Origin of the sequence: Citrobacter amalonaticus, from assembly GCF_018252635.1 — a bacterium.
Lineage (GTDB): Bacteria > Pseudomonadota > Gammaproteobacteria > Enterobacterales > Enterobacteriaceae > Citrobacter_A > Citrobacter_A amalonaticus_E.
This window is the reverse complement of record NZ_JAGTXM010000008.1, coordinates 16,394-31,262: the sequence shown is the minus strand read 5'-3', so window position 1 is coordinate 31,262 and position 14,869 is coordinate 16,394. Positions and strand designations below refer to the sequence as shown.

Genomic DNA, 14,869 nt, shown 5'->3' with positions numbered 1-14,869 from the left:
TCAGGCGAAATAGTTCAACAATGTCGTAATCACCGTGCGCTGATTCACTGCCGACAGGTTGTAGAACAGCGGCAGGCGCAGCAGACGTTCGCTCTCTTTGGTGGTGTAGCGATCTTCGCCATGGAACTCGCCAAACTTATCGCCAGCCGGGCAGTCATGCAGCGGAATGTAGTGGAACACCGCCATAATCTCGGCTTCTTTCAGGAAGCTAATCAGCGCGCTACGATCGTCAATGTCGCGCAGCTTGATATAGAACATATGCGCGTTCTGTTTGCAATCATCCGGAATGGATGGCAATTCAATTCTACCCGCACGCGCCAGCGGTGCGAGAGCATCGTAGTAGGTCTGCCACAGCGCCAGACGCTGCTGATTAATACGGTCCGCCGCTTCCAGTTGTGCCCAGAGATAGGCAGCCTGTAGATCGGACATCAAATAGCTGGAACCAATATCGCGCCAGGTATATTTGTCAACCTGGCCGCGGAAGAACTGGCTGCGGTTAGTGCCTTTTTCGCGAATGATTTCCGCACGCTCAATAAGGCTGCGATCGTTAATCAGCGTTGCGCCGCCTTCGCCACCCGCAGTGTAGTTTTTGGTTTCGTGGAAGCTGAAACAGCCGATGTGGCCTATCGTTCCCAACGCACGCCCTTTGTAAGTCGACATTACGCCCTGAGCGGCATCTTCCACCACAAACAGGTTGTACTTCTCTGCCAGCGCCATGATGGTGTCCATCTCACAGGCCACACCCGCGTAATGTACAGGCACAATCGCCCGCGTTTTGTCGGTGATCGCCGCTTCAATACGCGTTTCGTCGATGTTCATGGTATCCGGACGGATATCAACAAAGATGATTTTAGCGCCACGCAGTACGAAGGCATTCGCGGTCGACACGAAGGTGTAACTCGGCATGATCACTTCATCACCCGGCTGGATATCCAGCAGCAACGCCGCCATCTCCAGCGAGGCGGTACAGGAAGGCGTCAGTAGCACCTTCGCACTGCCAAAACGCTGCTCCAGCCACTGCTGACAACGACGGGTAAAACCGCCATCGCCGCACAGTTTGCCGCTACCCATCGCGGACTGCATATAATCAAGTTCGGTTCCCACCACCGGCGGTGCGTTAAACGGAATCATGTTGTCACCTGTATAACCAGTACGCAGTGCTTTCCACATTCGCACCGCTTTGAATATAACGTTTAAGCGCGGCGGTGTTGCCCATCTGGGTCGCCACCCGCAATGTTGTTTTACCGCGCGCCTGCGCCCAGCCCAGCGCGGCCTGCATCAACTCTGCTCCGGCTCCGCGCCCGGCGAGCAAACCAATACGCGCATCGCTGCCATTAAGTTCACGCAGCGAGACATAGCCGCGAATGTCCCCATTTGAGGTGCGAAGAACCAGACACTGATGATCAAACGTGCCGCGTACCGCGTTTTCAATCCACTGCGCATAAAAGCGGGCGCTAGCGTCAGACGCATACCACGGCGCCCGAAAACGACTTTGCGCAAAGGCCACCGCTGCATGCTGACGTAATGCGGCGATATCGGCTAATTGTGCAATTTCCGCGCCAGTTTGGCCGTCGTATTTCCCGACAGGGAGAACAAGGTCGACTTCCCCTTCCACCAGCGCAAATCCCAGGTGTTGCAAAGCATCCAGCGCGGCAGTATTGGCCGCCGGAATTTTAGCCTGCACCCGTGACCAGGGCTGTAAAACTTCAGCGGTTAATAACGGTGCCGCCAGGTCCAGCCGGACAATCGCACTGTTCACCCCAAAGAAGCGGTTTTCCCAGCCCAGCGGCTCAATACTGGCGTGGACGTGCACGTCATTAGCCCTTCAGACCTAAACGTTGTCCCTGGTAGCTGCCATCCTGCACGGGCTTCCACCAGGCTTCGTTTGCCAGATACCACTGCACAGTTTTACGCATGCCCGTTTCAAAGGTTTCCTGCGGCATCCAGCCAAGCTCACGGGCGATTTTTGACGCATCAATGGCGTAACGTAAGTCATGCCCTGGACGGTCATCCACAAAGGTAATCAGATCGCGATACTGCGCGATGCCCTGTGGTTTTTCTGGTGCCAGCTCTTCCAGCAGGTCGCAAATCGCCTCAACCACGTCCAGATTCTTACGCTCGTTATGACCCCCGATATTATACGTTTCACCGACTTCACCGGTGGTCGCTACGCAATACAGCGCTCTGGCGTGATCGTCAACATACAACCAGTCGCGAATCTGCTGCCCATTGCCATACACCGGCAGCGGTTTGCCCGCCAATGCATTGAGAATCATCAGCGGGATCAGTTTTTCCGGGAAGTGATATGGGCCATAGTTGTTGGAGCAGTTGGTAATAAGCGTCGGGAAACCGTAGGTACGCAGCCAGGCGCGCACCAGGTGATCGCTGCTGGCTTTTGACGCGGAATAGGGGCTGCTGGGGGCGTACGGCGTCGTCTCGGTAAAGAAATCATCCGCCGAATGCAGATCGCCATATACCTCGTCCGTGGAAATATGATGGAAGCGAAACGCCGATTTTTTCTCATCAGCCAGTTCACTCCAGTACGCTCGCGCCGCTTCCAGCAACGTGTAGGTGCCAACGATGTTGGTTTCAATAAATGCTGCCGGACCATCGATAGAGCGATCGACATGGCTTTCGGCGGCCAGGTGCATCACACAGTCTGGCTGATACTGTTGAAAAACCCTATCCAGCGAGGAGCGATCGCAAATATCCACTTTCTCGAAAGCAAAGCGCTCGCTCTGCGCAACCGGTGCCAGCGACATCAGATTGCCGGCGTAGGTGAGTTTATCCACCACCACTACAGCATCTGTCGTCTCATTAATGATATGCCTTACCACTGCTGAGCCAATGAAGCCTGCGCCCCCAGTCACCAGAATCCGTTTCATTAACGCCACACTCCTTTGGTATCCACGACGTACTGCTGCAGCACCGCATCACCCTGAATAGCTTTAAACTGGCGATGATCGACCAGCATTACCAGCACGTCGGCAGTCGCCAGCGCGTCGTTCAGTTCTGCAAGTGTGCAAAGACCATCCAGCTTTTTCGGCAACTGGTGGATGTTCGGTTCAACCACCAGCGTTTCACCGCTGTGCCACTGGGCGATACTTTTTGCGATCCCCATTGCCGGGCTTTCACGCAGATCGTCGATATTGGGTTTGAATGCAAGACCAAAGCAGGCGATTTTCACTTCACTGGCGCGCTTGTCCGTCGCCGCCAGACAGTCTGCAACGGCGGCTTTCACCTGATCAACAACCCAGTGTGGCTTACCGTCGTTTACTTCACGCGCGGTACGAATCAGGCGCGACTGCTGTGGATTCTGCGCCACAATAAACCACGGGTCGACAGCAATACAGTGCCCGCCGACGCCCGGTCCTGGCTGGAGAATATTGACGCGTGGATGACGATTTGCCAGGCGAATCAGTTCCCAGACGTTAATCCCCTGCTCAGCGCAAATCAGCGACAGTTCGTTAGCAAAAGCGATATTGACGTCGCGGAAGCTGTTTTCTGTCAGCTTGCACATTTCGGCGGTTCGGGAATTGGTGACCACGCACTCGCCCTCAAGAAATATCTTGTACAGCTCGCTGGCACGCGCCGAACACACGGGCGTCATGCCGCCAATAACGCGGTCATTCTTGATCAGTTCAACCATTACCTGACCCGGCAGCACGCGCTCAGGGCAATAGGCGATATTCACATCTGCCTGCTCACCCGCCTGCTGCGGGAAAGTGAGATCCGAACGCATTTCAGCCAACCACGCCGCCATCTGTTCGGTTGCGCCAACCGGAGAGGTTGACTCGAGGATCACCAGAGCGCCCTTTTTAAGCACCGGCGCAACGGATTTCGCCGCCGCCTCGACAAAGGCCATGTCAGGTTCATGCTCACCTTTAAACGGTGTTGGAACCGCAATCAGGTACGCATCCGCCGCAACCGGCGTGGTGGAGGCGCGCAGAAAACCGCCTTCCACCGCCGTTTTCACCACTTTATCCAGATCCGGTTCGACAATATGGATCTCACCGCGGTTGATGGTCTCCACCGCATGCGGGTTAACGTCCACCCCTATCACCTGCTTTTGGCGCGAAGCAAAGGCAGCCGCTGTCGGCAACCCGATATAACCCAGCCCAATAACGGAAATGGTAGAAAAACTCATAGCGATACCCGATTGTTTTTTAACGCGTCTAAAATGCGGCCACAAGCCTGCCCGTCGCCGTAAGGATTATGGGCGCGGCTCATGGCCTGATATTCGTTTTCGTCATGCAGCAAACGCGTGACTTCTTCGACAATGCGCAGTGGATCTGTCCCAACCAGGCGCACGGTTCCTGCAGTGATGGCCTCAGGTCGTTCGGTTGTTTCACGCATTACCAGCACGGGTTTACCCAGTGACGGCGCCTCTTCCTGAATCCCACCGGAGTCCGTCAGAATCAGCCATGCGTGGTTCATCAGCCAGACAAAGGGCAGATAGTCCTGCGGTTCAATCAGCATGACGTTGTTAACATGGCCGAGAATACGGTTTACTGGTTCGCTGACGTTCGGATTCAGGTGTACCGGATAGACAATCTGCACATCCTGATTGGCGGCCGCAATCTCCGCCAGTGCGTGGCAAATCTGCTCAAATCCGCGACCAAAACTTTCGCGACGATGACCGGTCACCAGGATTAGCTTTTTATTCGAGCAGAGGAATGGATACTGCTCGGCCAGTTCTGAACGCAACGTATCGCTTGCCAGAACGCGATCACGTACCCAGATCAGCGCGTCGATCACCGTATTGCCAGTCACAAAGATGCGGCTGTCGGCGATATTCTCGCGCAACAGGTTTTGCCGCGAGTTTTCCGTTGGCGCAAAGTGATACATCGCCAGATGCCCGGTCAGCGTACGGTTTGCCTCTTCCGGCCACGGGGAATAGAGATCGCCAGTGCGTAACCCGGCTTCGACATGACCTACCGGTATGCGTTGGTAAAACGCGGCCAGACTGGTCGCAATCGTGGTGGTGGTATCTCCGTGTACCAGCACCACATCCGGCTTGAAGTCAGCGAGGATAGGCTTCAGCCCTTCCAGTATCCGACAGGTAATTTCGGTTAACCCCTGACCTGGCTGCATGATGTTGAGATCGTAGTCAGGAACAATGGAAAAAAGGGTTAATACCTGATCGAGCATCTCCCGGTGTTGCGCGGTGACGCAAACTTTGGCGTCGAAATCAGGATCCTTTGCCAGCGCATGAACCAGAGGTGCCATTTTAATGGCTTCCGGACGCGTGCCAAATACAGTCAGTACTTTCACATCGATTCTCTTCGAATAGTCAGTGAGGGCCCAGCCCCTCACTGCGGCAGTCGTGCTAGATCGCGCGGCGGCGGGTTAACGCAACGCCTGCGCCGATAAGCCCCCCCACGATGCCCCACATCACCATCAGGAAGGCACGGCGCGGGCTATCGCGTTTTACCGGTTCTTCCGGTGTACGCAAATAGCGATAGGTCTGAAAACGTGGATCCAGGGTTGGGCCCACATTCAATGTATTTAGCATGGCTCGATTCTGGAAGTAGTCCAGATCGAAAGAAGGGCCGACCGCCTGTAAATTTTCAAGGCGAGCCTGGAGCATCGGACGTCCGAGCAAAAACAGCTCTGAATCTGGTAATTCATCCGCTGGCACATCGGTCGCACTACGGGAGATATTATGCTGTTCAGCAATTTTAAGCGCCTGCTCAATACTGCTCACGCGACGGGAGAAAATCGCTTTCGCCACCTCTTCCTGACGTTTGACCTGTGCTTTCATTTGCACGGTCCGCGCGGCCCATGCGCCTTTTAGTTCTTCGTTAAGATGGCTTGCCGCACGCTGGCTGGAGAACGCGACGTACTGTCGCAGCAAATTGTTCGCATCAGGCGCAGTTTCGGCAATAAGCTTGACGCTGTCGTTGATTGCGCGGGCAAAATCACCGGGAGTGAACTGAATATTATTGATCATCTCATCCAGCATGGCGGCGTCGGCTTTGCTATTGCCAACCATCCTCTGCTTGTAATAGTCGGTTTGCAGCCAGAAGTCGCGACGCGTATCCCAGGAGGCCAGCTGCATCACGAACTCTTTATAGGCTTCATCCATAACCGAAGGCTGATCGCCTGACGCGTTGTCAGATTTCGTATCCAGATTCCGCAAAAACTGCTGTTGAGAATAGTACCCGCCCAGCATATTCACCGTGGGGCGATCGGAGATCGCGGTGGCGCTCCACTCCTGACGAGCAAAAAAAGTATATGCCAGCGCGATTAGCGCGAATAACAGCGCGATACCGACAATCCACACCTTTCCGGCCCACAAGGTACGAAACAACCCACGAATATCCAGTTCATTTTCAACGCTCACAGCGTGTGCCCCCGGTAATGGTTGAGTCATCGCACCCTCATTTACTTGGTTAATTTTGGATTGTTATCACGGTTTCTTCGTAATCTGCGCTTCAGGCGCTTAATGAACCTTGCCACCTTCCAGGCACGCTTAATGCAGTAACCGTAGAGGAAGAATGCTAGCAAAAAGAGCACCAACATGACCCATTCCGGGACAAAATGAGAATATTCTGCCAGCACACCAATTGAGGCCAGTATTGCAGCGGCAAGCGTAATCAGGACAAACGCCTGACGAGAAGTAAACCCTGCACGCATGATCAAATGATGAATATGCTGACGGTCTGGCGAGAATGGGCTCATCCCTTTACGCAGACGACGATACATGATGGCCACCATGTCCATCAGCGGAATGGCGATGATCCACAGCGCGGTAACCGGGCTTATCGGATGGGTTTGGCCCTGAGTCGTTTCGAGGAGGATCCAGATAACGGTGAAGCCAATCAGCGTACTGCCGGCGTCCCCCATAAACACTTTATAGCGACGACCAAGTGCACCGAGGTTCAACAGGATATACGGCAGGATGGCGGCGATCATAGCAAAGCACCAGATAGCCAGACTTATCTGTCCATCAAACCACAGAATAAGCCCCATCGCGGCAAATGAAACGCTTGAGAGTCCGCCTAATAAGCCATCGATACCATCCACCATGTTGAAGGCGTTAATCGCGGCCCACACGGCGAAGAGCGTGAGGAAATAACCAAACGGCCCAAGCACCATCTCCCATGGGCCAAAGATATAACCCAGGCTGCTGAGATAGAGTTTGCCCACCACCATCATAATCACGCCGATAGCAGCCTGAATGGTGGCACGAATTTTTACGCTAATATCAAAGCGATCGTCCAGGGCGCCGATAAAAACCAGCACGCCGGCACATGCCAGATAGAGAGCCGCGTGAGGAATATAGACATTCACAATGCTAAATGTGAAACAAATCCCCGCATAAACTGAGATGCCCCCAACCAACGGTATCAATCCCTGGTGGCGTTTACGGAAGTTGGGTTTATCCACTAAACCGACCTTTTTTGCGACCTTGCGCGCAAAAAACAGGAACAGTGTCGTGAATAAAAAAATACTGATGAGATCAGTACTGACGGTCAGTAAATTCACAATGCGTGCTCTCAGAGAAAATTATTAGCAGAAGTATAACCACGAAGACCTGTATTCAGAAGGGAAACTCCTCTCCGAACCGTCTGTTTTGTATAATTATTAACCATACGTCGCACTTACTGACTGACATACGTGCAGCGGAGGACGATAACCTCTGATTTGTTAATTTGTCGTTAAGATTACAGACATAAAAGCAAAACGCCACGTAAAAACGTGGCGTTTTCGGCTAAAGGCAAATTTACGAGCGCTTCATCATGTCGAAGAAGTCGTCGTTAGTCTTGGTCATCGCCAGTTTATTAATGAGGAATTCCATTGCGTCGATTTCGCCCATCGGGTGAATAATTTTGCGCAGGATCCACATTTTCTGTAGCTCTTCCTGAGTGGTGAGCAGCTCTTCTTTACGGGTACCGGAACGATTGTAGTCGATAGCCGGGAAGACGCGTTTTTCAGCAATCTTACGGGAGAGGTGCAATTCCATGTTACCGGTGCCTTTAAACTCTTCGTAGATGACTTCATCCATCTTAGAGCCGGTATCGATCAGCGCCGTTGCAATGATGGTCAGGCTACCGCCCTCTTCCACGTTACGTGCCGCACCGAAGAAACGCTTCGGACGATGCAGGGCGTTAGCATCCACACCACCGGTCAGCACTTTACCGGAGGCCGGAACCACGGTGTTGTAAGCACGCGCCAGACGAGTGATGGAGTCGAGCAGAATGATAACGTCTTTTTTGTGTTCAACCAGACGTTTCGCTTTCTCGATCACCATTTCCGCCACCTGAACGTGACGGGATGCCGGTTCGTCAAAGGTAGAAGCAACCACTTCACCTTTCACCAGACGCTGCATCTCGGTCACTTCTTCCGGACGTTCGTCGATCAGCAGCACCATCAGCACACAGTCAGGATGGTTGTAAGCGATGCTCTGCGCAATGTTTTGCAGCAGCATGGTTTTACCGGCTTTCGGCGGTGCGACGATCAGGCCACGCTGACCACGACCGATTGGCGAAGCCAGATCCAGAACGCGTGCCGTTAAGTCTTCGGTAGAACCGTTACCACGTTCCATACGCAGACGAGAGTTTGCGTGCAGCGGGGTTAAGTTTTCGAAGAGAATTTTGTTACGGGCGTTTTCCGGTTTGTCGTAGTTAACTTCGTTAACTTTTAGCAGCGCAAAGTAGCGTTCGCCTTCTTTTGGCGGGCGAATCTTACCAGAGATGGTATCACCAGTGCGGAGGTTGAAACGGCGGATTTGGCTGGGGGAAACGTAGATGTCATCAGGGCCGGCGAGGTAGGAGCTGTCTGCAGAACGGAGGAAACCAAATCCATCCTGCAATATCTCCAGCACACCGTCACCAAAGATATCTTCGCCACTCTTTGCGTGCTGCTTCAGGATGGCAAAAATAATGTCCTGCTTACGCATACGAGCCAGGTTTTCCAGCCCCATATTTTCGCCGAGAGTAATCAGCTCAGAAACCGGCGTATTCTTTAATTCGGTAAGATTCATAGTGGTGTGAGTTCTTAAACTTGGGGTAAATCTCGAACTTAATGTTGTGAATGGTATGGCAGGGTCATCCATGCCTGTTTACGGCCATCAACTCATGTCTGTTCGCTGTCTGGTCACAGGAAAGTACGCAGAACTGAAACGACAAGACGGATTGAATGATAAGGCCCTGAATCTGTCCACTTCACGTGCGAGAAAAAACGGGAAGTATTGGAGTTATCAAGATTCAAACTTAATAAGGTATGTTTAATACGAAGTCAACACTAACTTAGCACGACTCAAGTCGGGCGTCCAGTCATCCGAATCAATTAGGATCCTGGGCACCCGAACATGAGACGCCCGGCTTACGCCAGGTTAGCGTCGAGGAACTCTTTCAGCTGACCTTTGGACAGTGCGCCCACTTTGGTCGCTGCAACCTCACCGTTCTTGAACAGCAGCAGAGTCGGGATGCCACGGATACCATACTTCGGCGCAGTGCCTGGGTTTTGGTCAATGTTCAGTTTAGCAACCGTCAATTTGCCCTGATATTCGTCAGCGATTTCATCCAGAATCGGGGCGATCATTTTGCACGGTCCGCACCACTCTGCCCAGAAATCAACGAGGATCGCCCCGTCCGCTTTGAGTACATCCGTGTCAAAACTGTCGTCAGTCAGGTGAATAATTTTATCGCTCATATAAACTCCACAGGAATAAGCCTGGTGTGTTGGTGTATACACATCATCCTTTAAGCTGCCTCTTTGTTGGCTGCGTTCATCGCCCCAGTCACGTACTATTTACGTTCTTGTGGACGCATTCGCTTGCCGCCTCGACGCATCATGAATGATTTGTGTACAGCATTAACCAACTAAAGGTTGACTTTATTTCACCGGATACGCTTTCGTAAAGCAATAGTAAGCTGATATTCTACCACACTATGAGCAAAACACATTTAACAGAACAGAAGTTTTCCGACTTCGCCCTGCACCCAAAGGTTATTGAAGCCCTTGAAAACAAAGGATTTCATAACTGCACGCCCATTCAGGCCCTCGCGCTGCCGCTTACGCTGGCTGGTCGCGATGTTGCAGGGCAGGCGCAAACCGGTACCGGAAAAACGATGGCGTTCCTGACGTCAACGTTTCATTATCTTCTCTCTCATCCCGCGATTGACGACCGCAAGGTGAACCAGCCGCGCGCCTTAATTATGGCGCCGACGCGTGAGTTAGCCGTGCAGATCCACGCCGATGCCGAGCCGCTGGCACAGACAACCGGCCTGAAGCTGGGTCTCGCTTACGGCGGTGACGGTTACGACAAACAGCTGAAAGTGCTGGAAAGCGGCGTTGATATCCTAATCGGCACCACGGGTCGTCTGATCGATTACGCAAAACAGAATCACATCAACCTGGGCGCTATCCAGGTGGTGGTCCTCGATGAAGCCGATCGCATGTACGATCTGGGCTTTATTAAAGATATCCGCTGGTTGTTCCGCCGCATGCCACCGGCTACCCAGCGCCTGAACATGTTGTTCTCAGCCACCCTCTCTTACCGCGTGCGTGAACTGGCGTTCGAACAAATGAATAACGCCGAATATGTTGAAGTCGAGCCGGAACAAAAAACGGGGCACCGTATTAAAGAAGAGCTTTTCTATCCGTCTAACGAAGAGAAAATGCGCTTACTGCAAACGCTCATCGAAGAAGAGTGGCCAGATCGCGCCATCATTTTCGCGAACACCAAACACCGCTGTGAAGATATCTGGGGCCATCTGGCCGCCGATGGTCATCGCGTCGGTTTACTGACTGGGGATGTGGCACAGAAAAAACGTCTGCGTATTCTCGACGAATTCACCCGTGGCGATCTGGATATTCTGGTCGCAACCGACGTTGCTGCGCGCGGCCTGCACATTCCTGCTGTCACACACGTCTTCAACTACGATCTGCCGGACGATTGCGAAGACTATGTACACCGTATCGGTCGTACAGGTCGTGCCGGCGCAAGCGGTCACTCCATCAGCCTGGCCTGTGAAGAGTACGCCCTGAACCTGCCTGCGATTGAAACCTACATTGGCCACTCTATTCCGGTCAGTAAATATAATCCGGATGCGTTGATGAACAACCTGCCAAAACCGCTGCGTCTGACGCGCACGCGTCCTGGCAATGGCCCGCGTCGCTCCGGTGGTGCTCCGCGTAATCGTCGCCGTTCAGGTTAAGAAAAGTTATGCCATACACAAAATCATTCAGCCTGTATCAAGGCGGCAAGAAAACGAATCCCGATGAGCTTACTTTCGTAAGTGATTTGGGTGAGAAAACGCAGCCAACACCGATACAGGTTGAAGGATGAAGTGTATGAATTCGACCTCGTTGTACGCCGCTATCGATCTCGGTTCCAATAGTTTTCATATGCTGGTAGTACGCGAGGTAGCGGGTAGCATCCAGACGCTCACGCGTATCAAACGTAAAGTGCGTCTGGCCGCCGGTCTGAACAGCAACAATGTCCTCTCTGCCGAAGCAATGGAGCGTGGCTGGCAATGCCTGCGTCTGTTCGCTGAACGCCTTCAGGATATTCCGCAGCCGCAAATCCGCGTGGTCGCCACAGCAACCTTACGTATCGCGGTGAATGCCAGCGAGTTTATCGCTAAAGCGCAAGACATCCTTGGTTGTCCGGTTCAGGTTATCAGCGGTGAAGAAGAAGCGCGTCTGATTTATCAGGGTGTGGCACACACTACGGGCGGCGCGGATCAGCGTCTGGTCGTTGATATCGGCGGCGCCAGCACTGAACTGGTCACCGGAACGGGTGCGCAAACTACCTCTCTGTTCAGCCTGTCGATGGGCTGTGTCACCTGGCTTGAACGCTACTTTACCGATCGCAATCTGGCGCAAGAAAATTTCGACGACGCGGAAAAAGCCGCGCGCGATGTGCTGCGCCCGGTCGCCGATGAACTTCGCTATCACGGCTGGAAAGTCTGCGTCGGTGCCTCTGGTACCGTTCAGGCGTTGCAGGAAATCATGATGGCGCAGGGGATGGATGAGCGTATCACGCTGGCGAAACTGCAGCAGTTGAAACAGCGAGCGATTCACTGTGGCCGTCTGGAAGAGCTGGAAATTGAAGGCTTAACTCTGGAACGCGCGCTGGTGTTCCCTAGCGGGCTGGCTATTCTGATCGCCATTTTCACCGAACTCAATATTCAGTGTATGACGCTGGCGGGCGGGGCATTGCGTGAAGGACTGGTCTACGGGATGCTGCATCTCGCGGTGGATCAGGATATTCGTAGCCGCACTCTGCGTAACATTCAGCGTCGGTTTATGGTGGATACCGAACAGGCGCATCGCGTCGCGAATCTCGCGGTGAGTTTTCTCGATCAGGTAGAAAATGAGTGGCATCTTGAGCCGATCAGCCGCGAACTGCTGATCAGCGCCTGCCAGTTGCATGAGATAGGCTTGAGCGTTGATTTTAAGCAAGCGCCTCAGCATGCTGCCTATCTGGTTCGTAATCTGGATTTGCCGGGTTTCACCCCTGCACAGAAAAAACTGCTCGCCACGCTGTTGTTAAATCAGACCAACCCGGTCGATCTCTCGTCGTTGCATCAGCAAAATGCCGTGCCTCCGCGGGTGGCCGAACACCTCTGTCGTTTGCTCAGACTGGCGATTATCTTTGCCAGTCGCCGCCGCGACGATCTGGTGCCTGCCATTACGCTGCGGGCGTCAAATGAAATACTCGCCTTAAGACTGCCGCCTGACTGGCTGGAACAGCATCCGCTGGGTAAAGAATTGATTGAGCAAGAAAGCCAGTGGCAAAGTTACGTTCACTGGCCTTTAGACGTGAAATAAGGCTTACGATTTTTCTCTCTTCGCCGCCATCATGGCTTTCAGATTCGCCAAATGGCTCTGCCCTTTCTGCATTCGCTCTTCGGCGCTCACCACTTTACGCTCCTGCTCCCAGATCAGATCGTCCTGCGGTAACTCCAGCAGGAAGCGGCTCGGCTCCGGGCGCACCAGTTCACCGTACTGACGCCGCTCTTTACACAGCGTAAAAATCAGCTCTTTCTGCGCACGGGTGATTCCAACATAGGCCAGACGACGCTCTTCGTCGATGTTGTCTTCATCGATACTGCTCTGGTGTGGCAGGAATCCTTCTTCCATTCCCACCATAAACACATACGGGAACTCCAGCCCTTTCGAGGCGTGTAGCGTCATCAGTTGCACCTGGTCCAGCTCTTCCTCGCTCTCGCCGCGCTCCATCATATCGCGCAGCGTGAAACGCGTGACAACCTGAGTGAGCGTCATGGGCTCATCCAGTTCGCTCCCTTCCAGCATTTCGGTCATCCAGCTAAACAGCTGGTTGACGTTTTTCATGCGCATTTCAGCCGCTTTTGGGCTGGGGGAGGTTTCATAAAGCCACGATTCGTAATCAATTCCATGAATAAGATCGCGGACAGCGGCGATCGGCTCACGTTCAGCCAGCCTTTGAACATCGCCCAGCCAGTGGGTAAAACGGGTGAGCGAATCATAGCCGCGCCCGGTGAGCGTCTGGCTCAGCCCCAGATCAAAACTGGCGGTAAACAGGCTTTTGTTCCGCGTCATCGCCCATTCACCGAGCTTTTGCAGCGTGGCGGGGCCGATTTCACGTTTAGGCGTATTCACGATGCGCAGGAACGCGCTGTCATCGTCCGGGTTGGTCAAGACCCGCAGATAGGCCAGCAAATCTTTAATTTCCGGACGCGAAAAGAACGAGGTACCGCCAGAAATTTTGTAGGGAATACGGTTCTGCATGAGGAATTTTTCGAACACCCGCGCCTGGTGGTTACCGCGATACAGAATGGCGTAATCCTTATATTCCGTTTTATTCACAAAGTGATGAGCAATAAGTTCCCCGGTCACTCGCTCGGCTTCGTGTTCCTCATTATTCGCACTCAGGACTTTGAGCTCCGCGCCGTATCCCAGCTCGGAAAAGAGCCGTTTTTCAAAGACGTGCGGGTTGTTAGCAATGAGGATGTTCGCCGCCTTCAGGATCCTCCCGGAGGAGCGGTAGTTCTGCTCCAGTTTGATCACCTGTAACGCCGGAAAATCCTGGCTTAACAACACCAGGTTTTGCGGGCGCGCTCCGCGCCACGAGTAGATAGACTGATCGTCGTCACCCACAACGGTGAATCGCGCCCGGCTTCCTACCAGTAGTTTCACCAGCTCGTACTGGCTGGTGTTAGTGTCCTGATATTCATCCACCAGCAGATAGCGGATCTTGTTCTGCCAGCGCTCACGCACCTCTTCATTACGCTGCAACAGTAGCGTCGGCAGCAAAATCAGATCGTCAAAGTCGAGGACGTTACAGGCTTTCATATGCGCATCGTACAGCCCGTAACAGTGTGCAAAGATACGATCGCGTTCGCCTTTCGCACTGGCTGCCGCCTGTGCTGGTGTTTTGAGATCGTTCTTCCAGTTCGAGATCGTTGAGATCAGCTGTTGCAGCACGACTTTATCGTCTTCAATCAGCCCTTCCGTCAGATCTTTAAGCAGCGCCACCTGATCCGTATCGTCAAACAGCGAAAAATTCGATTTCATCCCCAGCGCGGCGTATTCGCGTTTAATCACCTCCAGCCCCAGCGTATGGAAAGTGGAGATCATTAACCCGCGCGCTTCTTTGCGCCCCAGCGTCTGTCCGACACGCTCTTTCATCTCGCGCGCCGCTTTGTTGGTAAAGGTCACCGCCGCAATATGTCGCGCCTGGTAGCCGCAGCCACGGATCAGGTGAGCAATCTTATTGGTGATAACGCGTGTCTTACCGGAACCCGCACCCGCCAGCACCAGGCAAGGTCCGGTGACGAATTCGACAGCTTGTTGTTGGCCGGGATTTAAACGCATAGGGAAAAGTGCTCAATCTTCGAACGGGGGACGAATTGTAGCAGAAAGCGAGGCC

Annotated in this window: 13 protein-coding genes; 2 read left to right on the top strand and 11 right to left on the bottom strand. The window is 53.4% G+C overall.

All coding sequences use genetic code 11. The features are described 5' to 3' along the window. From rffA to trxA, 10 genes are all read right to left on the bottom strand, one after another. On the bottom strand, positions 1 to 1,131 hold the full coding sequence (gene rffA / locus KE671_RS21355; RefSeq protein ID WP_206164645.1) for a dTDP-4-amino-4,6-dideoxygalactose transaminase: 1,131 nt from the start codon (positions 1,129 to 1,131) through the stop codon (positions 1 to 3). A gap of 4 nt (positions 1,132 to 1,135) precedes the next feature. Next, positions 1,136 to 1,813: a dTDP-4-amino-4,6-dideoxy-D-galactose acyltransferase gene (gene rffC / locus KE671_RS21350; protein WP_206164644.1), complete on the bottom strand. Its 678-nt coding sequence runs from the start codon at positions 1,811 to 1,813 to the stop codon at positions 1,136 to 1,138. Between the two features lie 4 nt (positions 1,814 to 1,817). Beyond that, positions 1,818 to 2,885: a dTDP-glucose 4,6-dehydratase gene (gene rffG / locus KE671_RS21345; RefSeq protein ID WP_206164643.1), complete on the bottom strand. Its 1,068-nt coding sequence runs from the start codon at positions 2,883 to 2,885 to the stop codon at positions 1,818 to 1,820. Then, positions 2,885 to 4,147 (bottom strand): UDP-N-acetyl-D-mannosamine dehydrogenase, encoded by a 1,263-nt coding sequence (gene wecC, locus KE671_RS21340; RefSeq protein ID WP_206164642.1) that lies wholly within the window; start codon positions 4,145 to 4,147, stop codon positions 2,885 to 2,887. Before wecC ends, rffG begins: the two co-directional genes overlap by 1 nt. Further along, a complete protein-coding gene (gene wecB, locus KE671_RS21335) occupies positions 4,144 to 5,274 on the bottom strand; it encodes a non-hydrolyzing UDP-N-acetylglucosamine 2-epimerase (protein ID WP_206164641.1) in 1,131 nt (376 codons plus the stop codon). The genes wecC and wecB overlap by 4 nt, the downstream gene beginning before the upstream one ends. Before the next feature lie 55 nt (positions 5,275 to 5,329). Then, positions 5,330 to 6,376, bottom strand: coding sequence for an ECA polysaccharide chain length modulation protein (gene wzzE, locus KE671_RS21330; RefSeq protein ID WP_206164640.1), 1,047 nt, complete (start codon positions 6,374 to 6,376; stop codon positions 5,330 to 5,332). An 11-nt stretch (positions 6,377 to 6,387) separates the two neighbouring features. After that, positions 6,388 to 7,491: a UDP-N-acetylglucosamine--undecaprenyl-phosphate N-acetylglucosaminephosphotransferase gene (wecA, locus tag KE671_RS21325; RefSeq protein WP_206164639.1), complete on the bottom strand. Its 1,104-nt coding sequence runs from the start codon at positions 7,489 to 7,491 to the stop codon at positions 6,388 to 6,390. Between the two features lie 238 nt (positions 7,492 to 7,729). After that, positions 7,730 to 8,989: a transcription termination factor Rho gene (gene rho, locus KE671_RS21320; protein WP_002437993.1), complete on the bottom strand. Its 1,260-nt coding sequence runs from the start codon at positions 8,987 to 8,989 to the stop codon at positions 7,730 to 7,732. Positions 8,990 to 9,076: 87 nt separating this feature from the next. Next, on the bottom strand, positions 9,077 to 9,169 hold the full coding sequence (locus tag KE671_RS21315; protein ID WP_206164638.1) for a rho operon leader peptide: 93 nt from the start codon (positions 9,167 to 9,169) through the stop codon (positions 9,077 to 9,079). Between the two features lie 161 nt (positions 9,170 to 9,330). After that, complete coding sequence (gene trxA / locus KE671_RS21310) at positions 9,331 to 9,660, bottom strand: thioredoxin TrxA (protein ID WP_001280776.1); 330 nt, start codon at positions 9,658 to 9,660, stop codon at positions 9,331 to 9,333. Positions 9,661 to 9,899: 239 nt separating this feature from the next. Here trxA and rhlB point away from each other — a divergent pair, with 239 nt between their 5' ends. Both rhlB and gppA read left to right on the top strand, forming a co-directional pair. Further along, positions 9,900 to 11,168 carry an ATP-dependent RNA helicase RhlB gene (gene rhlB / locus KE671_RS21305; RefSeq protein ID WP_206164637.1) on the top strand — a complete coding sequence of 423 codons (1,269 nt, stop codon included), beginning with the start codon at positions 9,900 to 9,902 and terminating at the stop codon, positions 11,166 to 11,168. Between the two features lie 136 nt (positions 11,169 to 11,304). Next, a complete protein-coding gene (gppA, locus tag KE671_RS21300; protein ID WP_206164636.1) occupies positions 11,305 to 12,786 on the top strand; it encodes a guanosine-5'-triphosphate,3'-diphosphate diphosphatase in 1,482 nt (493 codons plus the stop codon). A gap of 3 nt (positions 12,787 to 12,789) precedes the next feature. Here the strand turns inward: gppA and rep are convergent, their stop codons facing one another. Further along, positions 12,790 to 14,814 carry a DNA helicase Rep gene (gene rep / locus KE671_RS21295; RefSeq protein WP_206164635.1) on the bottom strand — a complete coding sequence of 675 codons (2,025 nt, stop codon included), beginning with the start codon at positions 14,812 to 14,814 and terminating at the stop codon, positions 12,790 to 12,792. Positions 14,815 to 14,869: the final 55 nt, after the last annotated feature.